General features: G+C 62.5%; 34 protein-coding genes. 14 read left to right on the top strand and 20 right to left on the bottom strand.

Annotated elements, in window-relative coordinates; all coding sequences use genetic code 11:
* The first annotated feature begins 22 nt into the window (after positions 1-22).
* Both arfB and KW821_RS08890 read left to right on the top strand, forming a co-directional pair.
* Positions 23-439 carry an alternative ribosome rescue aminoacyl-tRNA hydrolase ArfB gene (gene arfB, locus KW821_RS08895; RefSeq protein ID WP_042652102.1) on the top strand — a complete coding sequence of 139 codons (417 nt, stop codon included), beginning with the start codon at positions 23-25 and terminating at the stop codon, positions 437-439.
* Between the two features lie 32 nt (positions 440-471).
* The gene (locus KW821_RS08890) at positions 472-972 is read left to right on the top strand and encodes a methylated-DNA--[protein]-cysteine S-methyltransferase (RefSeq protein ID WP_218291176.1); all 501 of its coding nucleotides are present in this window, start codon (positions 472-474) and stop codon (positions 970-972) included.
* Between the two features lie 232 nt (positions 973-1,204).
* Here KW821_RS08890 and KW821_RS08885 read toward each other — a convergent pair whose 3' ends face one another.
* The 8 genes from KW821_RS08885 to KW821_RS08850 form a co-directional block, all read right to left on the bottom strand.
* Entirely contained in the window at positions 1,205-2,401 is a 1,197-nt protein-coding gene (locus KW821_RS08885; RefSeq protein ID WP_218291175.1) for a NupC/NupG family nucleoside CNT transporter, read from the bottom strand.
* A gap of 182 nt (positions 2,402-2,583) precedes the next feature.
* Positions 2,584-3,519, bottom strand: a complete 936-nt coding sequence (locus KW821_RS08880; RefSeq protein ID WP_218291174.1) for a LysR family transcriptional regulator — start codon at positions 3,517-3,519, stop codon at positions 2,584-2,586.
* A 76-nt stretch (positions 3,520-3,595) separates the two neighbouring features.
* Positions 3,596-4,129, bottom strand: a complete 534-nt coding sequence (locus tag KW821_RS08875) for a glutathione peroxidase (protein WP_218291173.1) — start codon at positions 4,127-4,129, stop codon at positions 3,596-3,598.
* A 65-nt stretch (positions 4,130-4,194) separates the two neighbouring features.
* A complete protein-coding gene (locus KW821_RS08870) occupies positions 4,195-4,758 on the bottom strand; it encodes an NnrU family protein (protein ID WP_218291172.1) in 564 nt (187 codons plus the stop codon).
* Between the two features lie 224 nt (positions 4,759-4,982).
* Positions 4,983-6,116, bottom strand: coding sequence for a glycerate kinase (locus KW821_RS08865; protein ID WP_042652097.1), 1,134 nt, complete (start codon positions 6,114-6,116; stop codon positions 4,983-4,985).
* A 9-nt stretch (positions 6,117-6,125) separates the two neighbouring features.
* Positions 6,126-7,388, bottom strand: a complete 1,263-nt coding sequence (locus KW821_RS08860; protein WP_033129222.1) for a GntP family permease — start codon at positions 7,386-7,388, stop codon at positions 6,126-6,128.
* Positions 7,389-7,507: 119 nt separating this feature from the next.
* The gene (locus KW821_RS08855; RefSeq protein WP_218291171.1) at positions 7,508-8,623 is read right to left on the bottom strand and encodes a sugar diacid recognition domain-containing protein; all 1,116 of its coding nucleotides are present in this window, start codon (positions 8,621-8,623) and stop codon (positions 7,508-7,510) included.
* Complete coding sequence (locus KW821_RS08850; protein WP_218291170.1) at positions 8,610-8,759, bottom strand: hypothetical protein; 150 nt, start codon at positions 8,757-8,759, stop codon at positions 8,610-8,612. The genes KW821_RS08855 and KW821_RS08850 overlap by 14 nt, the downstream gene beginning before the upstream one ends.
* Before the next feature lie 177 nt (positions 8,760-8,936).
* Here KW821_RS08850 and KW821_RS08845 point away from each other — a divergent pair, with 177 nt between their 5' ends.
* The 3 genes from KW821_RS08845 (at position 8,937) to KW821_RS08835 (ending at position 10,686) form a co-directional block, all read left to right on the top strand.
* A complete protein-coding gene (locus KW821_RS08845) occupies positions 8,937-9,311 on the top strand; it encodes a YacL family protein (RefSeq protein WP_042652094.1) in 375 nt (124 codons plus the stop codon).
* 52 nt (positions 9,312-9,363) lie between these two features.
* The gene (locus KW821_RS08840; protein ID WP_005332293.1) at positions 9,364-9,660 is read left to right on the top strand and encodes a hypothetical protein; all 297 of its coding nucleotides are present in this window, start codon (positions 9,364-9,366) and stop codon (positions 9,658-9,660) included.
* Positions 9,661-9,855: 195 nt separating this feature from the next.
* Complete coding sequence (locus KW821_RS08835) at positions 9,856-10,686, top strand: CPBP family intramembrane glutamic endopeptidase (RefSeq protein WP_218291169.1); 831 nt, start codon at positions 9,856-9,858, stop codon at positions 10,684-10,686.
* A gap of 83 nt (positions 10,687-10,769) precedes the next feature.
* Here KW821_RS08835 and KW821_RS08830 read toward each other — a convergent pair whose 3' ends face one another.
* The 5 genes from KW821_RS08830 to KW821_RS08810 all read right to left on the bottom strand — a co-directional run bounded on the left by KW821_RS08830 (position 10,770) and on the right by KW821_RS08810 (position 13,768).
* Positions 10,770-11,189, bottom strand: coding sequence for a DUF4426 domain-containing protein (locus KW821_RS08830; RefSeq protein ID WP_042652092.1), 420 nt, complete (start codon positions 11,187-11,189; stop codon positions 10,770-10,772).
* Positions 11,190-11,208: 19 nt separating this feature from the next.
* A complete protein-coding gene (gene yggU, locus KW821_RS08825; RefSeq protein WP_218291168.1) occupies positions 11,209-11,502 on the bottom strand; it encodes a DUF167 family protein YggU in 294 nt (97 codons plus the stop codon).
* Positions 11,502-12,053: a YggT family protein gene (locus tag KW821_RS08820; RefSeq protein WP_042652090.1), complete on the bottom strand. Its 552-nt coding sequence runs from the start codon at positions 12,051-12,053 to the stop codon at positions 11,502-11,504. Before KW821_RS08820 ends, yggU begins: the two co-directional genes overlap by 1 nt.
* Before the next feature lie 29 nt (positions 12,054-12,082).
* The gene (proC, locus tag KW821_RS08815) at positions 12,083-12,907 is read right to left on the bottom strand and encodes a pyrroline-5-carboxylate reductase (RefSeq protein WP_218291167.1); all 825 of its coding nucleotides are present in this window, start codon (positions 12,905-12,907) and stop codon (positions 12,083-12,085) included.
* 159 nt (positions 12,908-13,066) lie between these two features.
* On the bottom strand, positions 13,067-13,768 hold the full coding sequence (locus tag KW821_RS08810) for a YggS family pyridoxal phosphate-dependent enzyme (RefSeq protein WP_218291166.1): 702 nt from the start codon (positions 13,766-13,768) through the stop codon (positions 13,067-13,069).
* 39 nt (positions 13,769-13,807) lie between these two features.
* On the opposite strand from KW821_RS08810, the gene tapT reads away from it, so the two are divergent.
* From tapT to yaaA, 3 genes are read left to right on the top strand one after another with little or no spacing between them, the layout of a single operon-like run.
* The gene (tapT, locus tag KW821_RS08805) at positions 13,808-14,842 is read left to right on the top strand and encodes a type IVa pilus ATPase TapT (RefSeq protein WP_042652087.1); all 1,035 of its coding nucleotides are present in this window, start codon (positions 13,808-13,810) and stop codon (positions 14,840-14,842) included.
* 25 nt (positions 14,843-14,867) lie between these two features.
* Positions 14,868-15,977: a PilT/PilU family type 4a pilus ATPase gene (locus KW821_RS08800; protein WP_042652086.1), complete on the top strand. Its 1,110-nt coding sequence runs from the start codon at positions 14,868-14,870 to the stop codon at positions 15,975-15,977.
* A 31-nt stretch (positions 15,978-16,008) separates the two neighbouring features.
* Entirely contained in the window at positions 16,009-16,782 is a 774-nt protein-coding gene (gene yaaA / locus KW821_RS08795) for a peroxide stress protein YaaA (protein WP_042652085.1), read from the top strand.
* A gap of 185 nt (positions 16,783-16,967) precedes the next feature.
* Here yaaA and srmB read toward each other — a convergent pair whose 3' ends face one another.
* A complete protein-coding gene (srmB, locus tag KW821_RS08790; protein ID WP_042652084.1) occupies positions 16,968-18,188 on the bottom strand; it encodes an ATP-dependent RNA helicase SrmB in 1,221 nt (406 codons plus the stop codon).
* Positions 18,189-18,316: 128 nt separating this feature from the next.
* On the opposite strand from srmB, the gene KW821_RS08785 reads away from it, so the two are divergent.
* Both KW821_RS08785 and brnQ read left to right on the top strand, forming a co-directional pair.
* Positions 18,317-19,027: a tRNA1(Val) (adenine(37)-N6)-methyltransferase gene (locus KW821_RS08785; RefSeq protein WP_218291165.1), complete on the top strand. Its 711-nt coding sequence runs from the start codon at positions 18,317-18,319 to the stop codon at positions 19,025-19,027.
* 235 nt (positions 19,028-19,262) lie between these two features.
* Positions 19,263-20,525, top strand: coding sequence for a branched-chain amino acid transport system II carrier protein (brnQ, locus tag KW821_RS08780; protein ID WP_242380592.1), 1,263 nt, complete (start codon positions 19,263-19,265; stop codon positions 20,523-20,525).
* A gap of 93 nt (positions 20,526-20,618) precedes the next feature.
* Here brnQ and KW821_RS08775 read toward each other — a convergent pair whose 3' ends face one another.
* From KW821_RS08775 to zur, 3 genes are read right to left on the bottom strand one after another with little or no spacing between them, the layout of a single operon-like run.
* Positions 20,619-20,846 carry a hypothetical protein gene (locus tag KW821_RS08775; RefSeq protein ID WP_042652082.1) on the bottom strand — a complete coding sequence of 76 codons (228 nt, stop codon included), beginning with the start codon at positions 20,844-20,846 and terminating at the stop codon, positions 20,619-20,621.
* A 5-nt stretch (positions 20,847-20,851) separates the two neighbouring features.
* Positions 20,852-21,313 (bottom strand): chemotaxis protein CheX, encoded by a 462-nt coding sequence (locus tag KW821_RS08770; RefSeq protein WP_042652081.1) that lies wholly within the window; start codon positions 21,311-21,313, stop codon positions 20,852-20,854.
* On the bottom strand, positions 21,303-21,761 hold the full coding sequence (gene zur / locus KW821_RS08765; RefSeq protein ID WP_042652080.1) for a zinc uptake transcriptional repressor Zur: 459 nt from the start codon (positions 21,759-21,761) through the stop codon (positions 21,303-21,305). Before zur ends, KW821_RS08770 begins: the two co-directional genes overlap by 11 nt.
* A 137-nt stretch (positions 21,762-21,898) precedes the next feature.
* On the opposite strand from zur, the gene dusA reads away from it, so the two are divergent.
* Positions 21,899-22,885, top strand: a complete 987-nt coding sequence (gene dusA, locus KW821_RS08760; protein ID WP_218291163.1) for a tRNA dihydrouridine(20/20a) synthase DusA — start codon at positions 21,899-21,901, stop codon at positions 22,883-22,885.
* Positions 22,886-22,888: 3 nt separating this feature from the next.
* On the top strand, positions 22,889-23,038 hold the full coding sequence (locus KW821_RS08755) for a hypothetical protein (protein WP_218291162.1): 150 nt from the start codon (positions 22,889-22,891) through the stop codon (positions 23,036-23,038).
* A 96-nt stretch (positions 23,039-23,134) separates the two neighbouring features.
* Here the strand turns inward: KW821_RS08755 and KW821_RS08750 are convergent, their stop codons facing one another.
* Together KW821_RS08750 and hupA are read right to left on the bottom strand one after the other, a co-directional pair.
* Positions 23,135-23,560, bottom strand: a complete 426-nt coding sequence (locus KW821_RS08750) for a hypothetical protein (protein WP_042652078.1) — start codon at positions 23,558-23,560, stop codon at positions 23,135-23,137.
* Between the two features lie 114 nt (positions 23,561-23,674).
* Complete coding sequence (hupA, locus tag KW821_RS08745) at positions 23,675-23,947, bottom strand: nucleoid-associated protein HU-alpha (RefSeq protein WP_005305063.1); 273 nt, start codon at positions 23,945-23,947, stop codon at positions 23,675-23,677.
* Between the two features lie 341 nt (positions 23,948-24,288).
* Between hupA and KW821_RS08740 the strand changes: the two genes are divergently transcribed.
* Positions 24,289-24,771: an Rsd/AlgQ family anti-sigma factor gene (locus tag KW821_RS08740; protein WP_042652077.1), complete on the top strand. Its 483-nt coding sequence runs from the start codon at positions 24,289-24,291 to the stop codon at positions 24,769-24,771.
* Between the two features lie 102 nt (positions 24,772-24,873).
* Entirely contained in the window at positions 24,874-25,254 is a 381-nt protein-coding gene (locus tag KW821_RS08735) for a PilZ domain-containing protein (RefSeq protein WP_042652198.1), read from the top strand.
* Between the two features lie 79 nt (positions 25,255-25,333).
* On the opposite strand, the gene radA is transcribed toward KW821_RS08735, so the two are convergent.
* On the bottom strand, positions 25,334-26,698 hold the full coding sequence (gene radA / locus KW821_RS08730; protein ID WP_042652076.1) for a DNA repair protein RadA: 1,365 nt from the start codon (positions 26,696-26,698) through the stop codon (positions 25,334-25,336).
* Positions 26,699-26,790 lie beyond the last annotated feature (92 nt).

Genomic DNA, 26,790 nt, shown 5'->3' with positions numbered 1-26,790 from the left:
CACCAAATGAGAGCATCACCCCATGTTAGTCATCTCCAACAGCGTGATCATTCCCTGGCACGAGCTGCAGTTCCAGACCATGCGCGCCCAGGGCGCCGGCGGTCAGCATGTCAACAAGACGGACTCCGCCGTCTGGTTGCGCTTCGATTACCGCGACTCCCCCAGCCTGCCGGACCTTTACAAGGAGGGGCTGGAGAAGCTGAGCGACAGCAGGGTCCATGACGGCTTCATCCAGATCAGGGTCGAGACCCATCGCAGCCAGGACATGAACCGCAAGGAGGCCATGAGCCGGCTGACCGAGCTGCTGAAGAAGGCCGCCTGGCGCCCCAAGGCCCGCCACGCCACCAAGCCGACCCGCAGCTCCCAGCGCAAGCGGGTCGACGCCAAGAAGCGCAAGGGGGACATCAAGTCGGCCCGCGGCAAGCCCGTGCTGGAATGACCCCGACTGCCCACGCCAAGGAACCAACACAGATGAGATACAGCTTCTGCGACAGCGCCCAGGGTCCCCTGCTCGTCGCCATCGACAAGGACGGGCTGCGTTATGTGGAGTTTGTGCGGGGTGAGCGGCCCGTGATGCCGGCCCCCGAGTGGCTGCGGGACGATGTCGCGCTCGCCCCCTTCGTCGCACAGTTCGAGGCCTACTTCGCCGGCCGCTTGCGGCGCTTCACGCTGCCGCTCGCCGCCAGGGGCACGCCCTTCCAGCAATCTGTGTGGCACGCCCTGTGCGACATCCCCTATGGCGAGACCGTCAGCTACCTCGACATAGCCCGGGCCATCGGCAATCCCAAGGCGGTGCGCGCGGTGGGGGCCGCCAACGGCCAGAACCCCTTGAGCATCATAGTGCCCTGCCACAGGGTCATAGGCCGCAACGGCGAGCTGACCGGCTACGGCGGCGGCATTCCCATCAAGCGCTGGCTATTGGCGCTGGAGCAGGAGGGCAGCGGCTTTGAACTGACCCCGCCCGGCGTTTAGCAAAATGAACATAGTATGAAGAATCGCCTCAGAAGGGCTTCAGACAGGGGCTGGCATGATGACCTGACACTTGGATGGTATGGCTCATCCCTCATTCAAGTGGCACCCATGTGACGCTTCCAATCTGTCTTTTCCCCGCGCCTCCTCTGAGGCGCTTTTTTTGTGCCCGAAAACGGCCACGAAAAGGCCCGCCGAAGCGGGCCTTGACCGAAAGTAGCTGACTCGGGGCTCATCAGAGGGCGAGGAACAGACCCGCCAGTGAGGCGCTCATCAGGTTCGCCAGCACCCCCGCCAGGATGGCACGCATGCCGTAACGGGCGATGAAAGCCTTGCGCTCCGGCACCATGGAGCCCAGGCCACCGATGAGGATCGCCATGGAGGAGATGTTGGCGAAACCGCACAGGGCGAAGGTGACTATGGCCTTGCTCGACTCGTTCAGGGTCTGATCCTGCACCAGGGCGATGAAGGCGACGAACTCGTTGATGACGATCTTGGTCCCGATCAGGGCGCCGGCGGCCTGGGCCTGATCCCAGGGTACCCCGATCAGCCAAGAGACGGGGGCGAACAGCCAGCCCAGGATGATCTGGAAGCTCAGCTCCAGCCCGGCCAGATCACCCACCCAGCCCAACAGACCGTTGAGCAGGGCGATCACCCCGACGAAGGCCAGCAGGGTGGCGCCGACTGCCACAGCTATGTTCAGCCCCGCCATGGCGCCGTCGGCCGCCGCCTCGATGACGTTGGTCGCGCGCGGGATCTCCACGTCCTGATGGTTGTCCACCTCATCTGCGGCAGGCGGTACCAGGATCTTGGCCATGGCCAGACCGGCGGGGGCCGACATGAAGGCCGCCGCTATCAGGTATTTCAGCTCGACCCCGATGCTGGCATAGCCCACCAGGGTGCCGCCGGCCACCGAGGCCAGGCCGCAGCTCATCACCGCGAAGAACTGGGAGTCAGACATCTTGGAGAGGTAGGGCTTGACCACCAGCGGCGCCTCCACCATGCCGACGAAGATGTTGGCGGTGGCGGAGAGACTCTCGGCCCGGCCTGTGCCCAGCAGCTTCTGCAGGCCGCCACCGAGCAGGGCGATGACCCTCGGCATCAGGCCGATGTGGTAGAGGATGGCGATGAGGGCAGAGAAGAAGATGATGACCGGCAGCACGTTGAAGGCAAAGATGAAGCCCAGCTTGAACTTGGCCAGATCGCCGAACAGGAAGGCGATCCCCTCCTGACCGTAGCCGATCACGCTGCTGACGCTCTCGCTGACCCCGTTCAGCACATGCTGGCCGGCGGGCAGCCAGAGTACCAGGCCGGCGAAGAGCACTTGCAGGCAGAGGGCGAAACCCACTGTTCGCAACGGGATACGACGACGATTATCAGAACAGAGTGCGGCCAGAGCCAGGATACAGAGGATGCCGAGCAGGGCGATCATGGGGATTCCATCAGGTGAGGCAGAAGATGGGCGCGGATTCTGCGCTCCCTGCCCCGTCACTGCAAGCCCACTTGGTTACGACCCTGTTAGCAAAAACGTTTGCACGACACCGGTTGCGGCAACTGGCTGATTTGGCTAGATTTTAGTATCAGCGGAAAGCCAGTGTTTTTATACAGAAACGATCATTCCCCTGTGCCGGACAATTTACCGCCGAGCCAGGGAGCAAGCCGCTGCTCCCAATAGGGATCTGGGCCGAAGCTCTCCTTGAGAAAGTCGATGAACAGCCGGATCTTCGGATCCAGGTGCTCGCGCCTGACATAGACAGCGTGCACCGCCATCTTCTGGTTCGGCCGCCATTGGGGCAGCAGGGGGATGAGCTGGCCGGACTGCAACTCCTTGTCCAGCAGGTAGTTGGCGACATAGGCGATGCCGAGCCCGGCCAGGGCCGCGTCCCGCACCGCCTCCGCCAGATCCACCCGGTAGTTGCCCGCCACCTGCACCGTCTGCCGCTCCTTGCCCTGGCGGAACGACCATTCGTGGTAGCGCCGCTCCCGGCTCTGGTAGGTGATGCAGTTATGCTGGGCCAGATCCTTCGGGTGCAGCGGGGTGCCGTGGCTCAGCAGATAGTCTGGCGAGGCCACCAGCACGAAGCCTATGTCCGCCAGCCGCTGCCCCACCAGCGCCTCCGGCTTGTCCTCGTAGGTGGTGATCCAGAGATCCAGTCCCTCATCCACCAGGTTGGTGCGGTGATCGAACAAGGAGACCTCCAGCTCCAGCTCGGGGTAGCGATCCTGGAACGCCTTGAGGCGCGGGATCACGTGCAGCCGGCCAAAGGACTGACCGACCCCCAGGTGCAGGACGCCACTCACCTTGCCACGTCGCTCCGCCACCATGGAATCCGCCTCCTGCGCCACCGCCACCAGGGCGCGGCAGTGGCGGGCATACTCCTGGCCGAGTTCGGTCAGGGAGAAGCTGCGGGTGGTGCGCTGCACCAGCTGGGCACCGAGCGCGGCCTCCAGCAGCGCCAGCTGCTTGCTGATGTGGGACTTGGAGACACCGAGCCGACGCGCGGCGGCGGAGATGCCCTGTTCACGGACCAGGGCATCGAAGATCAGCATTTGAGGGAGGCGTTGCAGCACGGGGTTACCAGATAGAGGAGCCTGCCGCCATTATTCCAGAGTAGTCCGGTGAGGCCTAGCGGCCGAGCGCCTGCTTCACCGCGGCCAGCAGGGGATCCGCACCCGGATTCTGGCTGGCGCCATAGCTCGCGATCAGCTTGCCATCGCGTCCGATCAGGTACTTGTGGAAGTTCCAGCCGGGGGCATCGCCACCGGCGGCGGCAAGCCCCTTATACAGGGGGCTGGCATCGGATCCGCGCACGGCGATCCGGTTGAACATGGGAAAGGTCACGCCGTAGTCACGGCGGCAGACGGTGGCGGTCTTGCCCTCATCCCCCGCCTCCTGCCAGAAGTCATTGGACGGAAAACCCAGGATGATCAGCCCCTTATCCTTGTAGCTCTGGTAGAGCGATTCCAGATCCCGGAACTGGCCGCGATAGCCGCAGTAGGAGGCGGTGTTGACCACCAGCACCACCTTGCCCTCGGTCAGCTGGCAGAGGTTATGGCGCCGGGTGCTGTTGAGCTCCCGTTGCTCCACATTGAAGTAGTCGGGGCAGGCGGCCAGCGCCTGGCCTGCGCCGAGCAATAACAACAGAGTGAACCATTTCATCGGGCAACTCCTTTTGAACAGATGAATAGCATACGTATCCGCCGCGGCTCCGGTTCATTTCATGCTCAGTGCAGCGCTATGCCCGTCAGCCAGCCATGGCCCCAGAAGATGAGCAGCGCCGTGAGCGCCAGCCCCGCCCCCACGCAGATCCCCGTGCCCTGCCAGCTCGCCGCCGGGCGCGGTTTCTGCTGCCAGTCCCGCACCGAAATCCAGACGATGCTGACCAGGGCCCATATTCCCAGGCCTCCGAACAGCACCAGGGAGCGCGCCTCGCTGTTCACCGTCAGATGAGCCCCCGCCCACAGCAGGGTACCGATGAGCTGGGGGTGCACCAGCCAGCGCCGGAAGTGGTTGGCCCCCTGCCCGGCACAGAGCAGGATCAGTGCGACGGGCATCAGCCCCATCGCCAGGGCCGGGCCCCAGGCGGGCAGAAAATAGAGTGGCATGGGGCTGGCGCTGCGCCAGCCAGCGAGGATGCAGGCGATGGCGACGAACACCAGTAGCGAGAAGAGTCCCTTGTAACGCTGCACTCCCAGCCGGTCGCGCAGGCGGGCACGGTGGGTCACGGCGAAGCAGGGATAGAGGTGGATCAGGGTAAATAGCACTACCCCCAGGGTCAGCAAGATCATGGGTTGCTCCTCGCACGTTGCCCCTAAGTATGGGGGGGTTCACTATGCCGCAAAGCAGACGGGCAGAATACAAAAACCATATAAAAGACAGCGAGATAATGAAAATGAAAAAAGCCGATCCAGGGATCGGCAAGGTGCGTCAGAGGGTCTGCCAGCAGGCAAGCAACCACATCCGCTACACGGGGCAGAGGGTGGCCGGTGCCCTGCACCGGCCAGAAGAGGGACTAGTTGCGCAGCATATAGAGGGCCGCGACGTTGCGGGCCGTGAGCTGCAGGTTGGTGGTGGCGGTCGCCAGCGCCTCCGGCAGGGACATGGCGCGGTTGACCACGGCAAACACCGCGTCCAGGCCGTGCTCGTGCACCACGCCGTAATCGTCGGTGATACAGCCGGAGATGCCGATCACCGGCTTGCCGAACTGCTTGGCGCAACGCGCCACCCCGATGGGGGTCTTGCCGTGGATGGTCTGGCTGTCGATCCGCCCCTCGCCGGTGATGACGAGATCCGCATCGGCCACCGCCTCGGCCAGCTTCAACGCCTCGATGACGATCTGGATGCCGGGCTTGAGCTCGGCGCCCAGCAGCCCCACCAGGGCGGCGCCCATGCCACCGGCGGCGCCCGCCCCCGGAATGGCCTTCACCTGTTTGCCGAGGGCCTGCTCGATGCAGTCCGCATAGTGCGCCAGATTGGCGTCCAGCTGGGCCACCATCTCCGGGGTTGCCCCCTTCTGCGGGCCGAACACGGCGGAGGCGCCTTTCGGGCCGCACAGCGGGTTGTCCACGTCACAAGCCACCTCTATGGTGAGACCGGCCAGGCGCGGATCCAGCCCGCTCAGATCGATGCGCGCCAACTCACTCAAGGCCCCGCCGCCCAGGGCGATGGGGCTGCCATCGGCCTTGAGCAGCTGGCCGCCGAGTGCCTGGATCATGCCGGCACCGCCGTCATTGGTGGCGCTGCCACCGATGCCGAGGATGAGGTGGGTCACCCCCATCTCCAGCGCCGCCAGGATCAGCTCACCCGTGCCCCAGCTGGAGGTGAGCAGCGGGTTGCGCCGCTCCGGTGCCACCAGGTGCAGGCCGGAGGCCGCCGCCATCTCGATGATGGCCCGCTCGCCATCCCCCAGCAGGCCGACGAAGCCCTGTACCTTGTTGCCGAGCGGTGCAGTCACCTCGACCGGCAGGATGCGACCGCCAGTGGCGTCGATCAGCGACTGTACCGTGCCCTCGCCGCCATCGGCCATGGGCAGCTTGATGTAGGTGGCGTCGGGCAATATCTGCTTGAAACCGGCCTCGATGGCATCGGCCACCGCCATGGCGCTCAGGCTCTCCTTGAATGAATCTGGTGCGATAACAATTTTCATATCAGTTCCTTAGGCGAGACCAAACACGCCAAACATCAGGGTGGAGACGGCTGCAATGGTCAGACCGACGGCAGTTTCGTAGGGGATGAGCTTCAGACGCTCGCTCACGCCCATGTGGACGCTGCCCCCGGTGGCATGGAAGAAGGAGCCGTGCGGCATGTGGTCAAACACGGTGGCACCGGCGTGGATCATGGCGGCGCCGGCCAGGCTGGTGATGCCGAGTTCGATCAGGGTCGAGCTGAACACGTTGGAGGCCACCACGGTACCGGCTGTGGTCGAGGCGGTCGCCAGCGACATCAGGGCGCCGGAGATGGGGGCCAGCAGGTAGGAGGGCAGACCGGAGGCGGTCAGGCCGCTGATCAGCACATCCTTCAGACCGGAGTTGGCAATGATGCCCGCCAGGGTACCGGTGCCCAGCAGCATGATGGCCACCGGCGCCATGCGGGCCAGACCGGAGACCGCAAACTGGTTCACCTTGCTGAACTTGCCCATCATCAGGGCGCCGACCAGGCCGCCGAGCGGCAGGGCGATGAGCGGATCCACGACGATACCGGCCAGCGGGCGCAGGGCCAGCAGCAGGATGGCGACCAGAGGCGCGCTGATGGCGGCCAGGAAGCCGGGCAGCTGGGCACCGTCAAAGCTCACCACCTCGTCGGCGGCGACCTTGCTGCCCTTGTTGTTGAGGCGCTTGGCCAACCAGTAGGCCATCACCAGACCGAACAGGCCCGGGATGATGCCGGCCGCCATCACCGAGGTGAGCGGCAGGTGGAAGGCGTCGGACGCGGCTATGGCGTTCGGGTTGGGGGACATGACGTTGCCCGCCTTGCCGCCACCTATCATGGCCAGCAGGATGGCGGCCTTGGAGAGGTCGGCACGGCGAGCGATGGCCAGGGCGATGGGGGCGACAGTGATGACGGCCACGTCCACGAACACGCCGACCGCGGTCAGGATCAGGGTGGCCAGCGCCAGCGCCAGCAGGGCGCGGGTCTCACCGAGCTTCTTGACGATGGTCTCGGCGATGGTGGTGGCCGCACCGGATTCGATCAGCACGCCGGCCAGCACGCCGGCCGCCAGGATCCGCATCACGGCGGTGGTGATCCCCTGGGCGCCGCCGATCATCAGGGCGACGGTCTGGGTCAGGTCGGCTCCGCCGATCAGGCCACCGGCCAGGGCACCGACGATCATGCCGTAAGCGGGCGGCACCTTCTTCAGGATGAGGAAGATGGCGATGGAGAGCGCAGCGAGAGCACCGAGCGCGGATACAGGGATCATGACGGGCACCTTGAGTGGGAGTAAGTGGTGGCCATTATGGTGATCCCGGGTCGGAAAGCTTTGGCCGAAATGCCAAAGCTTTCGTTTTCATATCGTCATTTTTTGTTCATATGAACAAATCAACCGTCGAGATTGAGCCCGAGATAGAGCAGGAACTTGTCATCTAACTTGTTGAAATTTAACCCTGTTATCTGCTCTATCCGGGTCAGCCGGTAACGCAGGGTATTGGGATGAATGAACAAGGAATCGGCACAGGGATGCAGATCACAATCCTGCAAGAAATATTGGCGCAGCGTCTTTTGCAGCGTTCCCTTTGCATCCTCTTGCGCCAGCCTGAGCAGGGGAGCCCGCAGCTGATCCGCCTGCCAGGAGTCCGCCAGACTGCCGAGCAGCACCGGCAGCCGGTAATCCTCGAAGAAGTAGACCTGTTTGCGCGGCGCCTGGCGCATGCCACGGCGCAGGGTGTCGCGGGCGGTCTGGTAGGAGCGGGCCAGGCCGTCGATCCCGGCGAAGTAATCACCCACCCCGATGCGCACCTTGAAATGGGGAATGCGGGCCAGCAGCTGCTTGATGCGGCTGCGCTCCTGCGCCGATTGCCAGACGCCGTCGCTGAGCTGGGCCGGTTTGAGCACCACTATCTCGTCCAGGCCGTTGATGGCCACCAGGTTGTCCCGCTCCGGGTACTCCAGCAGATGCACCAGCTCCCGCAGCCGAGCGGGATCGGCCTCCTCCAGCGTCAGCACGGCCACCACCCGAGGCTGGGCCAGATCCAGCTCGAGGAAGCGGGCCGCCTGCTGCAGCTGATCGACCCGCCCCTCGCCGCGGATGAGCTGCAGCACCAGCTCCTCCTTGTGGCGCTTGTCCCACTGCAGCTGCTCGGTCAGCGCCGCCTGCTCCAGGATCAGCTCGGCGGTCATCCGCACCAGCTCGGCGTAAGCGCGCACTTCCTCCGGATCCCCCGAGATGCCGATGACCCCGAGCAGCTCCCCCTGATAGGCGATGGGCAGGTTGATGCCGGGCCGCACCCCCTTGAGCTGCTGGGCGGTGGCCTCGCTGATCTCCACCACCCGGTTCTCGGTCAGCGCCAGCACGGCCCCCTCGTGGCGCTGGTGCAGCCGCTCCGGATTGCCTGAGGCGATGATGAGGCCGCGTTCATCCATCACGTTGACCGAGAACGAGAGGATCTTCATCGCCCGGCTGACGATCTGCCGGGCCAGGGTATCATTTAGCTGCATGGGCTCTCCGGGTAAAAGCTGAGGTGACCAGAGGCGATGATAAGACGGCGCCTTCGTCCATCAGGTTGACCGAAAACGAGAGGATCTTCATCGCCCGGCTGACGATCTGCCGGGCCAGGGGGTCATTTAGCTGCATGGTCTCTCCGGGCAAAAAGCTGAGGTGGTCGCGCAAAGATGCCACATCATCAAGACAAGCGAGGGGGGGATCGCTAGAATAGGCCACTTTACCCTAGGTGTGCCCACCATGGATCACGGATTTGGCGCAGGCCCAGTCCCCTGGTGATGGCCCCGTCCTTTCGATATGGATCCCGTTATGGACTATGAATTTCGCCGCGACCCGTTCGGTGGCTATCGCGCCCGGTTCTCCATGGGCCATGAAGCCATAGGTCAATGGCTGATCGACGAGGTGGGAAAGGATGAGGAGAAGCTCGACGAGCTGTTCTCCATCATCGACCAGCTGTCCAACCGCAGCCGTGTCGAATACCGTCTGCTCGGCGGCGACTATTCGCTGCTGCTCACCCATGAGGAGGCGGAGGTGAAGGCCAACGTCCTTAATATCGAGCAGGATGAGGATCTCGACGATCTCGCCTACTACGATGATGAGCAGCTGGCCATGTGCGGACTGGAAGACTTTGCCCAGGTGCTCGGCTCCTGGCGCGCCTTTATCCGCAATGAGGATATGGGCTGATCACCCTCTATTATCGGGCAAGCATGCCCGCTGCAACCCAACAGGATTGACTATGTCTATTTACGATTTTGATGACGAACTGCCGGAAGACGAAGAACAGGAATCCAGCCAGAAAGCCGCCGTGCCCGCCAAGAAGAAGGGCAAGCAGGTGATGAACACTCAGGTCAACCTGAGCCCGCGCGATGCCAGCCGCCTGAACGGCCTGCACGTGGAAGCCATCACCACACTGGACGACGTCAGCCTGCCGAAGAACGTCATCTTCAAGGCCGGCCTCATCGCCCTGGGTGAGCTGGAAGCGACCAAGCGTGCCGATATCATCGCCCGCGTAATTGCCGAATCCGGCCGTTAATACGGCTTGGGCGCGTTAAGTCGCGCCACCACCTCTCACCAAAGCCGGAGCCTCTGCTCCGGCTTTTTTATTGGCCAGACAGCGGCCGACAAGCGGCACAACAGACCGCGGCAGGGATCCGACCAGTCTATCGAGCCTTGTGCCAGGGGGAAGGGATCGTTAAGGTGCGCCCCTTCGCACTCGCAAGGAGACTCAATGTTACTACTACCCGATGCCCTGATCTGGGGAGTACTGGCGCTGGCCGTGCTGCTCTGCCTGGCCCGCCAGCCGAGACCCGGCCTGATCCTGCTGGGGCTCGCCCTGCTGGCCGCCCTCTGGCTGGGGCGCCTCAGCCCCTTCGCCGCGCTGATCAGCCTCGCCGGCCTGTTGCTGGCCTGGCAAACCCCCAGCCTGCCCCAACCCTGGCGTGGCATCGCACTGACGCTGGTGCTGCTGTGGGCCATCGCCCTGACGCTGCATCAGGTGCCGGGCTTTGACAACCTCAGGGTACTGGATCGGGTGCAGGCCGGCCCCGCCAGCGTGCCCTTCAGCCTGTATCTCAATCTGGACAAGCCGCTGATCTTCTTCGGCCTGCTGCTGGCCTGGCCCACCCTGCTCGGCCAGGGAGGCCCCATCCGCTGGCGACCACTGGCCCTGCTCATCCTGCCACTGGCGGCCCTGTTGCTGGCGGCCTGGCAGCTCGGCGCCCTCAGGCCCGAGCCGGGGCTGCCCCACTGGTGGTGGCTGTTTGCCCTCAACAACCTGCTGTTCACCTGTGTGGCGGAGGAGGCGCTGTTTCGGGGCCTGATCCAGCAAGGGGTGGCGAAGCGAAGCAAGCCCTGGTTCGGTCTCCTGGTCGCCAGCCTGCTGTTCGGGGCGGCGCATCTGGCCGGAGGCCCGCTGCTGATGCTGTTTGCCGCCCTGGCGGGGGCCTGCTACGGGCTGGCGTTCCAGCTCAGCGGACGGCTGAGCGTCGCCATCCTGTTGCATTTTTTGTTCAACTTCGCCCACCTGGCCCTGTTCACCTACCCGCTGGCCAGCCGCTGAGGCCACTGACATCGCCTCTTAAGCGAACGACGGACAAAAAAATGCCCCGAACACAGGTTCGGGGCATTTTTCATCGACCCGGCTCAGTCGACGTAGAAGGTCTGCTGGAAGGTCAGCGTCTGCTGCTGCCCCTCGCCCATGATCTTCAGGGTGAACTGATAGGTATCTTCGTTGCGGTAGGGCAGCACCGCCAGATAGTAGATGGAGTCCCCCTCCTTCACCTCCTGGAAGGTCAAGGTACGGATGGTGCCGGTGAGGTTCTTGGCCTCCCCGCTGATGCCCACTGCCTGAGCCACCCCTTGCTTGTTTTGCACCGCGATGTTGACGATGCCGTTGTAGCGGCTGCGCTCCAGACCATAGGCCTTGGCCACCTCGGGGGTGAGGAAGCTGGAGTTGAAGGCGTTGTAATGCACCTGCCAGGGACCCAGCTCCTTCATCTGTTCGGCCCGCAGTGGCAGCGTCATCAACAGTGCCAGCAGGCAGCTAATCCAGGCTGTTTTCATGATGTCATCCTTCTCGTGTTTACGACTCCAGCAGGGCACTGATCTCGGCGGGGATCTGCCTTGGCGCCTCGATGGCGACCGTCTTGTGCCGTCCCAGCTCCCCCCGCACTATGCGGACCTGCCCCTTGGCCACCTTGAACTGCTTGGCCAGGTACTTGATCAGATGGCCATTGGCCTGGCCATCCACCGGCGGCGCCGTGATGGCCACTTTCAACTCCTCGCCGTGCAACCCGACGATCTGATCCCGGCTCGCCTTGGGCTGGATCACCAGATGCAGTATCAGCCCGTCCCCTTCTCGCAGGACGGCCGGCATCAGATCATCAACCACAGTTGGCCGAACAGATCCCCCAACAGATAGTTTATGGCCTGCAAGCCGATAAAGGCGACCAACACCGAGAGATCCAGACCACCCAGTGCCGGCAGGATGCGGCGGATCGGTGCCAGGAAGGGTTCGGTCAGCTGGTGCATCACGTATTCGATAGGGTTGCGACCCTGGCTGACCCAGCTCAGGATGGCGCGGATCAGCAGCACCCAGAAGATCATGGCGCCCGCCTTCTTCAGCACGGTGAGAGCGGCGAACAGGCTGAGGGTGAGCCAGTCGGTCAGCAGCACGTTCATGCTCTTGAGCAGCGCCAGCTTGGCGAAGGCGATGATCAGGGCCAGCAGCACCGAGGCCATGTCCAGGCCGCCGAAGCCAGGGATGATGCGACGCAGCGGCACTACCAGCGGGTTGGTCAGCTTGACCACCGTCTGGCTCATGGGGTTGTAGAAGTCGGCGCGAGCCCACTGCAACCAGACGCGCAGCAACACCACCATGAGGTAAATATCAAAAACCGTATTAATCAGAAAGTAAGCCGTGTTCATCCGGGCTCCTTGTTAAGCCGTAAGCGTGATCAGAAAAGGGTTTCCATCTCGGCGGCCCGGGTGACGGCCGCCTGCATGGCGTGAGCGGTCAGCGGCATCAGCCCCTGCTCCTGGAATGTCTTGACGGCCTCGGCCGTGGTGCCGCCCTTGCTGGTCACCTGCTCGCGCAGGGTCTGCAAGGAGAGCTGGGGATTCTGCTCCACCATGGCGGCGGCGCCGAGGGCGGTCTGCTGCACCAGCAGGCGGGCCTGCTCGGGCGAGAAGCCCATCGCCTCCGCCTGCTCGGCGATCGCCTGCATAAACAGGAAGAAGTAGGCTGGCGCACTGCCCGCCGCGGCGATGACGCCGTTGATGCCGCTCTCCTGCTCCACCCAGAGGGTCTTGCCCACGGCCTGCATCATCTGTTCGGCAAAGTCGCGATCCCCCTGCTCGATGCCCGCCGGGGCATAGAGACCCGTCATCCCCAATCCCAGCAGGGAGGGGGTATTGGGCATGGTGCGGATGATGCGAGTGTGACCCCCCGCCATCTCGCCAAGGCGCGCCACCTTGATGCCGGCGGCGATGGAGACGAGCAGCTTGCCGGTCAGCGACCCCAGCTCGGCGACCAGTGCGCCCAGCATGGTGGCCATCAGCTGCGGCTTGACCGCCAGCACTATGACCTCGGCCGCCCGGGCCGCCTCGGCGTTGTCCTGGGTGATGCGAATGCCATAGTCGCTCGCCAGCGCATCCAGCTTGGGACGGCTGGGGTTGGCGGCGATGATGCGCTCGGCCGGATAACCCGCCTGGATCAGGCCGGCAATGATGCTGCGGCTCATGGTGCCCGCCCCGATGAAGGCGAGGATCTTATGCTGCATCTTGCACTCCTGCTGATGAAATGACTGCGGAGCCCTGCGTGCCCGCCCCGATGAAGGCGAGGGTTCTATGTTGCATCAAACACTCCTGTTATTGGCTGCCAACACCGCGGTTCACCTGCGCCGACGAAGGCGAGGACAGGCGGCACCCCGTGCTGCTGTTTATGAATAATCGCGGGCACCGAAGATGGCGGTGCCGACTCGTACCATGGTGCTGCCATGGGCGATCGCCGGCTCGAGATCCTCGGTCATGCCCATCGAGAGGGTATCGACACTCGGGTATTGTTGCGCAAGCTCGGTGAACAGAGCCTGCATACGCCGCATCTGTGCGGCCAATACCGCCTCGTCACTGGTATGCTCGGGAATGGCCATCAGGCCACGCAGCACCAGCCGCTCACTCCGGGCGACCAGCGCGGCCAAGCGGAAAATCTCTTGCTCCGACGTACCGGATTTGCTGCTCTCTCCGCTAATATTGATTTGCAGACAGACATTTAGCGGAGCCAGCCCAGTCGGACGCTGGCTGTTGAGGCGCTCGATCAGCTTGTCACGATCGACACTTTGTACCCAGTCGAATCGCTCCGCCACCAGTCTGGATTTGTTTGATTGCAGCGGGCCGATAAAGTGCCACTCTATGTCTGCGCAGTCGGCCTGGGCGCGCAGGGTGTCGATCTTGGCCGCCGCCTCCTGGGCATAGGATTCGCCGAATCGGCGCTGACCCGCGGCATAGGCGGCCTGAATGTCCTCCAGCGGCTTGGTCTTGCTGACCGCGAGCAGCTGGATATGTTCGGCTCCGCGGCCAACCCGCCGGGCAGCCTGTACAATACGTTCCTTTACCTGAAGCAGGTGCTGGGCAATCTGGTTCATATTTCGTTCGTGATCTTGTGATGGGAGAATAACAAGTCTATGGATATCACAGAGTTATTGGCTTTTAGTGTAAAGCATAAGGCCTCGGATCTACACCTCTCGGCCGGGGTTCCCCCGATGATCAGGGTTGATGGGGAGGTTCGCAAGATCAATTTGCCCGCCCTGGAACACCGGGAAGTGCACGCCCTCATCTACGACATCATGAACGACCACCAGCGCAAGGAGCTGGAAGAGAATTTCGAGGTGGATTTCTCCTTCGAGGTGCCCAATCTGGCCCGCTTCCGGGTCAATGCCTTCCAGCAGGCGCGCGGCTCGGGCGCCGTGTTCCGCACCATCCCCAGCACAGTGCTGAGCCTTGAGGATCTGGGGGCTCCCGAGATGTTTCGCAAGATCGCCGAATTCCCCCGCGGCCTGGTGCTGGTCACAGGCCCGACCGGCTCGGGCAAGTCCACCACCCTGGCGGCCATGGTCGATTACATCAACGACAACTTCCACCACCACATCCTCACCATCGAGGATCCCATCGAATTCGTGCACGAAAACAAGCGCTGCCTGGTCAACCAGCGCGAGGTGCACCGCGACACCAGGAGTTTCGCCAACGCCCTGCGCTCGGCGCTGCGGGAGGATCCGGACATCATACTGGTGGGGGAGATGCGCGATCTGGAGACCATACGTCTCGCCATGACCGCCGCCGAGACCGGCCATCTGGTGTTCGGCACCCTGCACACCTCCTCGGCCGCCAAGACCATAGACAGGATCATCGACGTCTTCCCCGGCTCGGAGAAGGACATGGTGCGCTCCATGCTGTCCGAGTCCCTGCGCGCCGTCATCTCCCAGACCCTGCTCAAGCGGATCGGCGGGGGTCGGGTGGCGGCCCACGAGATCATGATGGGCATCCCCGCGGTGCGAAACCTCATCCGGGAAGACAAGATTGCCCAGCTCTACTCCGTCATCCAGACCGGGATGACCCACGGCATGCAGACCATGGATCAGAGCCTCAAGCAGTTGGTCAACCGGGGCATAGTCGCCGCCCTCGACGCCAAGGCCAAGGCGGCCGATCCCAACAGTATCTAGGACAAGCTCACCCCAAGGAGACACTATGAACATGGATGTTCTGCTGGCTGAACTGGTTGCCCAAAAGGGCTCGGATCTGTTCATCACGGTCGATGCCCCGCCCACCCTCAAGGTCAATGGGCGCCTGGTATCACTCGGCGATAAACCGCTGGACAGGCCGGCTGCGCTGGCCCTGGTCAGGGAGAGCCTGGACGCTGAGCACTTCGAGCGCTACCTGCATAGCCGGGAGGCGAACTACGCCATCCATCGCGAGGCGCTGGGACGGTTCCGGGTCAGCGCCTTCTGGCAGCAGGATATGCCGGGCATGGTGCTGCGCCGCATCGAGACCCATATCCCCAGCTTCGGCGAGCTGGTGCTGCCCCCCATCCTGCAGGAGGTGGCCATGGCCAAGCGCGGGCTGGTGCTGTTCGTCGGCGCCACCGGCGCCGGCAAGTCCACCACCCAGGCGGCCATGATTGGTTATCGCAACCAGCACGGGGACGGTCACATCCTGACGGTGGAAGATCCGGTGGAGTTCGTGCATCAGCACGGTCGCTGCCTGATCACCCAGCGGGAGGTGGGGATCGATACCGAATCCTTCGATGTGGCGCTCAAGAACTCCATGCGCCAGGCGCCGGATGTCATCCTCATCGGCGAGATCCGCAACCAGGAGACCATGGAGCTGGCCATCCAGTTTGCCGAGACGGGCCACCTCTGTCTCGCCACCCTGCACGCCAACAACGCCAACCAGGCGCTGGATCGCATCCTCCATCTGGTGCCAGAGGCGAAACACCGCCAGTTCCTGTTCGACCTCTCCTTCAACCTGCGCGCCATCGTCGCGCAGCAGCTGCTGCCCTGCACCGATGGCAGCCGCCGGGTCGCCGCCTTCGAGATCCTGCTCAACACCCCGCTCATCACCGACATCATCCGCAAGGGCGAGATGCATCGGCTCAAGGAGGTGATGACCAAATCCAGCGAGCTCGGCATGCAGACCTTCGATCAGGCGCTGTTCGCCCTGTTCTGCGCCGGCCAAATTGGCTACAGTGAGGCCCTTGCCCACGCTGACTCCGCCAACGACCTGCGGCTGCTGATCAAGCTGTCCGGTCGTGAGCAGCTGGGCGCAGGTTCATTGGACAACGTCACCCTGGACGAATGAGGGGCGTGCGTCACCGCTAGAAAGGATAGTTATGCTGATTGTGGTTTCCCCGGCCAAGACGCTGGACTACGAGTCGCCGCTGGTGACTTCCCGTTTCACCCTGCCCGCGTTGCTGGATCACTCCGCCCGGCTGATCACCCGGGCCCGACAACTGGCCCCGGATCAGATCGCCAGCCTGATGAAGATCAGCGACAAGCTGGCGGGACTGAACGCGGCACGCTTCGCGCAGTGGCAACCGGATTTCACCCCGAGCAACGCCCGCCAGGCGCTGCTGGCCTTCAAGGGCGATGTCTACACGGGCCTTGCCGTGGAAGATTTCAGCGAGGCGGACCTCGACTTTGCCCAGGCGCACCTGCGCATGCTGTCCGGCCTCTATGGCGTGCTGCGCCCGCTCGACCTGATGATGCCCTACCGGCTGGAGATGGGGATCCGTCTCGACAACGAGCGCGGCAAGGATCTGTATCAATTCTGGGGCGACATCATCACCGAGCACCTCAACCAGGCGCTGGCCGCACAGGGGAGCGAGGTGCTGGTCAATCTGGCATCCGACGAATACTTCAAGTCGGTGCGCCCGCGGGCACTGAAGGGCCGGATAGTGACGCCTGTGTTCAAGGACGAGAAGAACGGTCAGTTCAAGATCATCAGCTTCTACGCCAAGAAGGCTCGCGGCATGATGGCGCGCCACATCATCAAGCACAGGTTGACCGAGGTGGAGCAGCTGATCGGTTTCAATGCCGGTGGCTACTATTTCGTGCCAGAAGAGTCTGATGCGCACACCCTGATGTTCAAGCGTGCTGAAAATTAATTACAAAATGAGGGAACCAAGTTCAGGATCCCCGGGTCTGAATACGTGAATCCTCTGTTGTAAGCACTTTTTGTTAGCCGACGTTTATGCGTCGGCTTTTTTCTGCGCGTCTTTCCACCCGCCGGCAGGGCGCCGGTGGCAGCAAACAAAACGGCCATCCGAGGATGGCCGTTTTGCATCGGGTATTACTTCTTTTTCTTGGCCGACTTCTTCTTGCCATCCTTAGGTTTCTTCTTCTTCACCGGCACCCGCGCTTCTTTATGCTTGGGACGCAGCACGTCGATCACCCGGCGCTTGAGGCGCTCTTCGGTGTAACGCTCGATCTTGGAGACCATGGCCATATCGTGGGCCTCCACCAGGCTGATGGCGCAGCCACGGTTGCCGGCTCGACCGGTGCGGCCGATGCGGTGCACATAGACGTCGGTGCCGTAGGGCATGTCGTAGTTGATGACATGGCTGACGTTGGGCAAGTCGATGCCACGGGCGGCCACGTCGGTGGCGATGAGGAAGGGCACTTCACCGGCGTGGAACTTGCGGATCGACTCGATGCGCTTGCTCTGCTCCATCTCGCCACGGATCCAGGCGCAGGAGACACCGGCCGCCTGCAACTGGCCGGAGAGCTCAGCCAGCCGCTCACGGGTCTTGACGAAGACGATGGCCTTCTGGGTTTCCGGATCCTTCAGGATGTGGATCAGCAGCGCCAGCTTGTGGGCGGCATCATCGGCCAGGTGCACCCACTGGGTGATAGGGCGACGCTCGCTGCGGGGGGGCTCGGCGTGCAGCTCGACCGGCTCCTTGAGGATCTCGTTGGCGAACTTCTCCAGCCCGGCCCCTTCCAGGGTCGCGGAGAACAGCATGGTGTGCTTGCGGTAACGCGCCTCGGCCACGATGCGGTTCACGTCCTTGACGAAGCCCATGTCCAGCATGCGGTCGGCTTCATCCAACACCAGTACCTCGATGTCGTGGCTCTCGAACTCTTCTTTGTCGATGTATTCCAGCAAGCGGCCCGGGGTCGCCACCACGATGTCGGTGGTCTTGGTCAAGGCCGGCAGCTGCTCTTCGTGGCTGACACCGCCGATGATGGTCTCGATGCTGAGGTGGGTGTGCACCGCCAGCGCCTTGGCGTGGGCACTGACCTGCAGCGCCAGCTCGCGGGTCGGGGTCAGGATCAGCATGCGGCACGGGCCCGGCTTGCGGCGCGGGAAATCCAGCAGGTGTTGCATGGCGGGCAGCAGGAAGGCGGCCGTCTTGCCGGTACCGGTCGGAGCGGATGCCAGAATATCGCGGCCGTCCAGGGCTGGCTCCAGCACCATCTGCTGAATGGTAGTGGGGCGGGTGAATCCCATCTCGGCCAGGGCCCGGTTGAGGGCTGGATTCAGGTCGAAATCATCAAAGGACTGGCTCATGGCAATACTCGGTCATTAAGGAAACGGCAGATTATAGGCGATTATGCCGCCGGCTCCTATGGCGACTATGGCTTAGCCGCTATAATCGCCGACCATTTTGGGTATGGCAGAGAGATGGCGGGGGTCAGATGGGACGAAACAGCGGTTTTACCTTCAAACAATTTCACATCGATCACGATCGCTGCGCTATGAAAGTCGGCACCGACGGCATACTGCTGGGAGCCTGGGCGCCCATCGCCGCGGCGCGTCGGGTGCTGGACATAGGCACCGGCAGCGGCCTCATCGCGCTGATGCTGGCCCAGCGCAGCCATGCCGACTGTCACATCGACGGGGTGGAGCTGGATAAGGATGCAGTCGCCCAGGCCAGAGCGAACGTGGCGGCCTCCCCCTGGCCCACCCGGGTCGGCATCATCGAGAGTGCGATTCAGGACTATCAGGCAGCGCCCTACGATCTCATCGTCTCCAACCCCCCCTATTTCGTGGCGGGTCAGTCGTTTAGCGATCCGGCCAGGGCGCTGGCCCGCCACACTGGCGCCCTCGGCAGCCGGGATCTGCTGGCGGCGTGCGCTCATTTGCTGGCCGCCGACGGGCGGGTGGCGCTGGTGCTGCCGACCACCATGGCGGATGAAATTTTATGCATCTCGGCAGATTATGATCTGTACGGCGTTTGTTATACAGCTGTTATCACCAGAGCAGGTAAAGCGGCAAATCGCGTTTTATTGCTACTTGGCAGAGGATTAAGCAGGTGTGAGCGGGGTGAGATTGTGATCCATTCTACTGCTGGAGGCTATTCCGACAGATACATCCAACTAACCCACCCCTTCTATTTGAAGATGTAAATTTCGCCTTGAACTATTTTTTCACATCATTATGCTGACTGGCAAACGAGCACCCGCTCAAGACCAGCTCAAACCACTGGTCGCGATGAAAAAAGCAGCGGGGCTCTTTTTTTTACCCCTGAACAACACCGGTCATCGACCAATAAAAAACTATAACAAGCAATAGTTTACAAGACAGACGAGGTTGAACTTGACGAAATCACTCACATTATCCGACGTACTCGGATTGGGCTTCATGACCTTTGCCTTCTATTTGGGCGCCGGTAACATCATCTTCCCGCCGCTGGCCGGTTACATGGCAGGCGAGAACCTTCCCCTGGCCATGCTGGGCTTCCTGGTTACCGCGGTGGGCCTGCCGCTCATCACCATCCTTGCCGTCGCCAAGGCCGGCAACGGCTGGGCCGGCATGACCAAGCTGCTGCCCGCCGGCGTGGCCACCACCCTGGCCGTCGCCATCTACATCATCATAGGCCCGGCCTTCGCCGCCCCCCGTACCGGCCTGGTAGCCTACGAGATGGGCCTCAAGCCCTTCATCGGTGACATGGGACAGGCCGGTCTGGTCGTCTACACCCTGTTCTTCTTCGGGGTCGCCATGCTGGTCTCCCTCAACCAGGGCAAGCTGATGGATGCCATCGGCAAGTACCTGACCCCGGTGCTGATGATCCTGCTGCTGACCCTGGCCGTCGGCGTCTTCGTCGCACCCCAGGGCACCATGCCCGCCGCGTCCGGCGACTATCAGCACAGCCCCCTGGTGAAAGGGATCCTGGAAGGCTACAACACCATGGACACCCTGGCGTCCCTGATGTTCGGCGCCCTGATCGTCGATCTGCTGCGCAAGAAAGGCATCAACGACTACCAGAGCCAGTTCAAGTACCTGGCCATCGCGGGCGTCATCTCCGCCATCGGTCTGTCCGTGGTCTATGTCTCCCTGTTCCAGCTGGGTAACACTGCCGCCGGCGTGGCCTCCGACGTCAGCAATGGCGGCGCCATCGTGAACGCCTATGTGCTGAGCCTGTTCGGTCAGCCGGGCCAGTTCATCCTGGCGGGCATCATCACCCTGGCCTGCTTCACCACCGCCGTGGGCCTGATCTCCGCCTGCTCCGACTTCTTCCACAATCTCACCGGCATCAGCTATCAGAAGCTGGTCGTGCTGCTGGGGAGCATCTGTGCCGTGGTCGCCAACGTGGGCCTGAGCCAGCTCATCAGCCTCTCCATTCCGGTGCTGGTTGCCATCTATCCGGTCGCCGTGGCGCTGGTGCTGGTCACCTTCCTGAAGGGCTACTTCGGTCGTCCCCGCCTGGTGTTCCGCTCCGTGTTGCTGGTCGCCTTCCTGTTCGGCTGCCTGGATGGCCTCGGCGCTGCCGGCATGAAGATGGATGCGTTCGCCTTCCTGCCGCTGTTTGACAAGGGCCTGGCCTGGTTGCTGCCGACCCTGCTGGCCTGTGGCCTCGGCGTGCTGGTCCGCACCGGCGACAAGCTGGCCGCCGAAGCCGCCTGATCGTCCGTCATACCGATACAGAGAGGCCAGCATCTGCTGGCCTCTCTGTTTTTGTGTGATTACCGGGGCGCTGCCCTGGTACGGGAAATGGAGCTAGAGCACGGATGCCGGCTTGGGTCTGCCCTCCAGTCCATACCAATGCTGCTCCACCCGACCGGCATGCCACTGGAAGGTGCCCCAGGGCCGGTCTGCCTGCCAGCGCGGAAAGCTGATCAGCACGCTGTTGTCTTCATACTTGTAGATCGAGGTGTTGATCTGGATATCGGACAGGATCAGCAGCAGGACGCCACCGATGAAACTCCATTTCAGCGCTTTCCACATGATGGTTACTCGAAGCAGATTTCGATGGTGGCACGGCCGTAGTCAGAATCGAACGGCATCATGATCTTGGCACCATCTGCCCTGTGGGTGATGGTGTGGTTGGGACCCGAGACGATGATCGGGGTCGCCATGTCAAACTCGTAGCCCTTCTCCCCCAGCATGCGCTTGGCGCCGCCGGTCACCATGTTGGTGATCTCGCCCACCATGTCGGTCACCTCCTCATTGAGGGTGGCCGGTGCCTCCCCCAGCATGCGGCGCATGATCTCGAGCGCCAGCCCCTTCTCGAAGCTGATGGAGAGCGAACCCCTGGTCTGCGGACCCACCATGCCGATGAGACCGGAGACATCCCCTCGTGCCAGCTCATCCGTCTTGCGCTTGGGGGCGCCCGGCTTGAGTTCCAGCTGTGCCATGGTGGAGAGCACGTTGAGCAGGGAGAGCAGGAACGGGTTTACAAAATCAGCCTTCATCTTGACTTCCTACGGTGGACGAACAGCGAGCGCATTGACCATGAGCCTCTATGGTCTTGTTGGTAATAGTAAAACCATGCAGGTGAGCCTGCTCGGAAAAGGCGCCGTCGATGGCCGGATCATGCAGCTCGACCACCTCCCCGCAGCGATCGCAGATCAGCAACTGCATGGGATGGGCATGGTCGAAATGGCAGCAGAAGATGAAGGCGTTGAGGGACTCGACCTTGTGGGCGAAACCCTGCTCGAGCAGAAAGTCGAGCGCCCGGTAGACGGTCGGGGGCTTGGCATGGGCCTCGGTCTGCTGCAGCTGGGCCAGCAGATCGTAGGCGCTGATGGCGTTGCCGTGGGCGGCAAGCAGCCGCAGAACCTGGCGCCGGGTCGGGGTAAACCGGATCCCGCGTTGCTCGCAGAGGCGTTCCGCTCGTTGTAAAAGTTGGTCTTGATTCATGATCACACAGTCACCCTGTCAATTAGCCGGATACTATCACAGGGCCCCAGGTGGCGCGGCGACAAAATTCATTTTCTGGGGCCGTCTCACGTTGTGGTAGAATCCGGCCCCTTGTTTTGCCAACCCGGATAATTTTTATGCAGGCGCAGCGCTTTTCCATCGCCCCCATGCTGGACTGGACCGATCGGCATTGCCGTTATTTCCACCGTCTGATGACCCGCCAGACACTGCTCTACACCGAGATGGTGACCACGGGTGCCATCATCCATGGCAAGGGCGATTATCTGGGTTACAGCGAGCAGGAGCACCCCATCGCCCTGCAGCTCGGGGGCAGCAACCCGGCCGATCTGGCCCGCTGCGCCAAGCTGGCGGAAGAGCGCGGTTATGACGAGATCAACCTCAACGTGGGCTGCCCGTCCGATCGGGTCCAGAACGGCCGCTTCGGCGCCTGCCTGATGGGTGAACCGACCCTGGTCGCCGATTGCGTCAAGGCGATGCGCGATGTGGTGAGCATTCCGGTGACGGTCAAGACCCGGATCGGCATCGACGAGCAGGATTCCTACGAATTCTTACAAGCCTTCATCGAGCAGGTGCGCGACGCCGGCTGCGAGACCTTCATCGTCCATGCCCGCAAAGCCTGGCTGAGCGGCCTGAGCCCGCGTGAGAACCGCGAGATCCCGCCGCTCGACTACCCGCGCGTCTATCGGGTCAAGCAGGATTATGCTGACCTGACCATAGCCCTCAACGGGGGGGTGACCAGCCTGGAGCAGACCCTGGAGCACCTGCAGCATGTGGACGGGGTCATGATGGGGCGTGAGGCCTATCAGAATCCCTATCTGCTGGCCCAAGTGGACAGCCAGGTCTTCGGCCTGGGCGGTGAGCTGCCGAGCCGCCACGAGGTGGTACGGATGATGCTGCCCTACATGGAGTCGGAGCTGGCCAAGGGCAACTACCTCTCCCACATGACCCGTCACATGCTGGGCCTGTTCCAGAACATGCAGGGCGCCCGCGCCTGGCGTCGCCACCTGAGCGAGAATGCCTGCAAACCGGGGGCCGATATCCAGGTGGTACTGGATGCCATGGCCAAGGTACCCGAGTTCGCCAGCCCGCTGACGGTGGAGTAAGCCATGTATCGCTTCACCGGCTCCTGGCTGCACAAGGCGCTGGTCCGCCTCTGCGCCGGCCTGCTCGCCATCCTCGGCATCAAGCTCAGTGCCCTCTACCTGCTCGGGCTGGTGATCGTGCTGGGACGGCACAAGGATCAGCTGCTGGGCTAGCAGCCACCACACTCATGCCGATGAGCCATAAAAAAGCCGGAGCAGGAGATGTTCCGGCTTTTTTATATCGATTTTATAGGGATCGCGGCGCCCTGATTACTCGCTCAGGTCCACAAACTGCAGCTCGGGGGGCGACGAGGTCAGCACGTCGGCGCAGTAGTCCCAAGTAGAGATGCGATAGTGCTGCAGATCCTCGTCCAGATGCAGGCCATCGGACTCCTGATGGAACCAGCTGGCGAAGCGGGACGGGATGATCAGCTGGATCTGCTCCTCTATGGTATGACTGTCCCGGCCTTCCGCCAGGTCGCAATCCTCCATCACCCGCACGGCGAAGATGTGGCGGAAACTGACCCGGCAGAGCGGCTGCGGTGGCAGGTCGATACTGCGCGCGCGGCCCAGCATGACAGTCAGGGTGTCACTCCAGATATCCTGATGCAGCTCGGCCACGACCAGGCCGGGGGGAAGCTGGCGGGAAGGTGCCCAGGGCACGGCCACCTGCCGAATGGCATTCTTCTGTTCCATCATCCACCTCACTACAGCGCATGCCATATTCTGAGTGTATCCGAAACAAATTAGGCTGACGATGGCAAGAAAAAACCCGGCGGGAGCCGGGTTTCATTCGATAACTTTACGCCCTTACTTTACGGCGTCTTTCAGCGCCTTGCCTGCCACAAAGGACGGCACATTGGCGGCTGCAATCTGGATCTCTTTACCAGTTTGCGGGTTGCGGCCGGTGCGGCCTGCGCGATGGTTTACCTTGAAGGTACCAAAACCCACCAACTGAACGGCATCGCCCTCTTTCAGACTCTGGGTAATACCATTGATGATCTCTTCCAGAGCCACTTTGGCCTGAGCTTTGCTCAGGTCTGCTTTGGCGGCAATTGCATCGACAAGTTGAGCTTTGTTCATAACATTTCCTTTATGATCGGGCATTTAGCACCGGGCCACTCTATTCAAAAAAAAACACTCAGGCAAAGGCTTTATCAGCCGGATTGGCTTGAATGCTGGGGTTTTCATCAAGATCTGCGGAAATAGTCACATATCTCGCCCCCTCATCATCATTCATGACCAGAAAGCGGCGAGCAAGTGATGAGGACTTGTACCCGAAGCCCCATCTGATGTAACAATATCCCCACACTCCTATTGACGGTCAACCGTATTTTCCCTAGTTATAGGGGGTGTCGTCAGTCGATGAGAATGACCGGAGGCATGCAGCCATAGCGCCGCATGTCCATGCCCATGGAGGGACTATGTTAACTGAACTGGAACAAACCAAGCGCGCCTTGGCAGGCAAGCACAGGGCGATCGATGACTGGCTGGATGCCAGGCAGGCGTTGCTGGTCGAGTACATGCGATTGGCCGGGCTCATGCCCGCCAGATCCAAGCAGCGATCCCTCCCCGGTCACGTCGACTTGCAGCGCTTCTGCGAGCAGCTGGTCGACTATGTCAGCGCCGGTCACTTCGAGATCTACAACCACGTGGTCACCGCCTTCGAGCAGGCCAGCGGCGACAAGCTGGAGCTGGCCAAGCGCATCTATCCCCACATCCGGGCCTGCACCGAGTTCGCCCTGGAATTCAACGATAAATACAGCAACGCCGACGAGGCTCAGTTACTGCTGCTCGATGAGGATCTGAACCAGCTGGGCCCAGTGCTGGAGGACAGGTTCAAGCAGGAAGACCGGCTGGTCAAGGCATTGCAAGTGGTTGAGTCCCTCAGCCACCCGCAACCCTGATGCTCAATACCGGAGCCACCTCAAGGTCCTGATGAACAAGCTGCATTACACTTTGGAGCATGATTTGTTAGCACTGCGTCCAAACGCAGACCGGAGATGAGCATGCCCGAGCGCCGCCACTTTACCAGGATCTTCTATTTGACCGCCGCCAGCCTGGTGCAGGGCCAGCGCCAATGGCCGACCCAGCTGATCGACGTGTCCCTGCAAGGCGCCCTGCTGCTCAGACCCGAAGCCTGGTCTGGCAGCGACGACAAGGAGTATGAGCTCAGCTTCGTGCTGAGCGGCAGTGACATAGTGATCAGGATGCAGGTAGAGCTGACTCACGAGGCCAGCAAGAAGCTGGGATTCTACTGCCACCACATCGACATCGACAGCGCCAGCCACCTGAAGCGGATGATAGAGCTGAACGTGGGGGAGGAGCAGTTGCTGTATCGCGAGCTGGAGCAACTGCTGGAAGAGCACCAGGAGCACGCTCAGCCCTAGCCAGAGATTCGCCATGAAAAAGGAGCGCCGATGCGCTCCTTTTTGTTGTCTGCTTGCCACTCGATGGCTCGCACTCTTTCTAGAGCGCTTCCAGCGCATCCGCCAGCTTCTTCACCGGCACCACCTCCATCCCTTCGATGGGATGCTTGGGGGCGTTGGCATAGGGGACTATGGCACGACGGAAGCCATGCTTGGCCGCCTCTTGCAGCCGCTCCTGACCGGACGGCACCGGCCGGATCTCGCCAGACAGCCCCACCTCGCCGAACACCACCAGATCCTTGGGCAGGGCCTGATCCCGGAAGCTGGAGACCATGGCCAGCAGCAACGCCAGATCCGCACTGGTCTCCTCGACCTTGACCCCGCCGACCACGTTGATGAAGACGTCCTGATCCGCCATCTGCAGGCCGCCGTGACGGTGCAGCACCGCCAGCAGCATGGCGAGGCGGTTGTGATCCATCCCCACCGCCACCCTCCGCGGGTTGGAAACCTGGGAGTAGTCCACCAGCGCCTGCAACTCCACCAGCAGCGGGCGGGTGCCCTCCCAGATCACCATCACGATGGAGCCCGGGGCCTGCTCGTCACCGCGGCTCAGGAAGATGGCGGAGGGGTTGCTCACCTCCTTCATCCCCTGCCCCGTCATGGCGAACACCCCGAGCTCGTTGACCGCGCCGAACCGGTTCTTGTGGGAGCGCAGGGTCCGAAAGCGCGAGTCGTGGGCCCCATCCAGCAGCACAGAGCAGTCGACGCAGTGTTCCAGCACCTTGGGACCGGCCAGGGTACCGTCCTTGGTGACATGGCCCACCATGAAGATGGCGACATGGTTCTGCTTGGCATAGCGGGTGAGCAGGGCCGCCGACTCCCGCACCTGGGAGACGGAGCCGGGGGATGACTGCACATCCGCCACATGCATCACCTGGATGGAGTCGATGACCATGATCTGCGGCTGCTCCTGCTGGGCGATGATGCAGATCTGCTCCACGCTGGTCTCGGACAGCATGCGCAGCTTGTCGGTGGGCAGCCCCAGCCGGCTGGCACGCATCGCCACCTGTTGCAGGGACTCCTCCCCGGTCACATACAGGGTCTTCATCCGCTCGGCCAGGCCACACATGGTCTGCAGCAGCAGCGTCGATTTGCCTGCCCCCGGGTTGCCGCCGATGAGGATGGCCGAACCGGGCACCACACCGCCGCCCAGCACCCGATCCAGCTCCTTGAAGCCCGAGCCGAAGCGGGGGATCTCGGTGGTCGCGACCTCGGCCAGGGTCTGTACCTGGCTGCCGATGGCGCCGGCATAGCCGGTGTAGCGGGCACTCTTGCCAGGGGTAGTGACGCCCAGCCGGACCTCGGTGATGGTGTTCCACTCCTTGCACTCGCCACACTGACCTTGCCAGCGAGAGAAGTCGGCTCCACATTCGGTACAAACATAGGCAGTTTTGTTTTTGGCCATGGATAACTCGGGGACAGGATGAATTCCTGCTTGATATACTTGTTTGCGACCGACAGATCAAACCCAGAATCGGAAAAGTGACTTTCCGCGGC

This window comes from Aeromonas sp. sif2416, from assembly GCF_019218665.1.
Classification (GTDB): domain Bacteria; phylum Pseudomonadota; class Gammaproteobacteria; order Enterobacterales; family Aeromonadaceae; genus Aeromonas; species Aeromonas encheleia.
The sequence above is the reverse complement of the archived record's forward strand: the minus strand, read 5'-3'. Positions and strand labels throughout refer to the sequence as shown.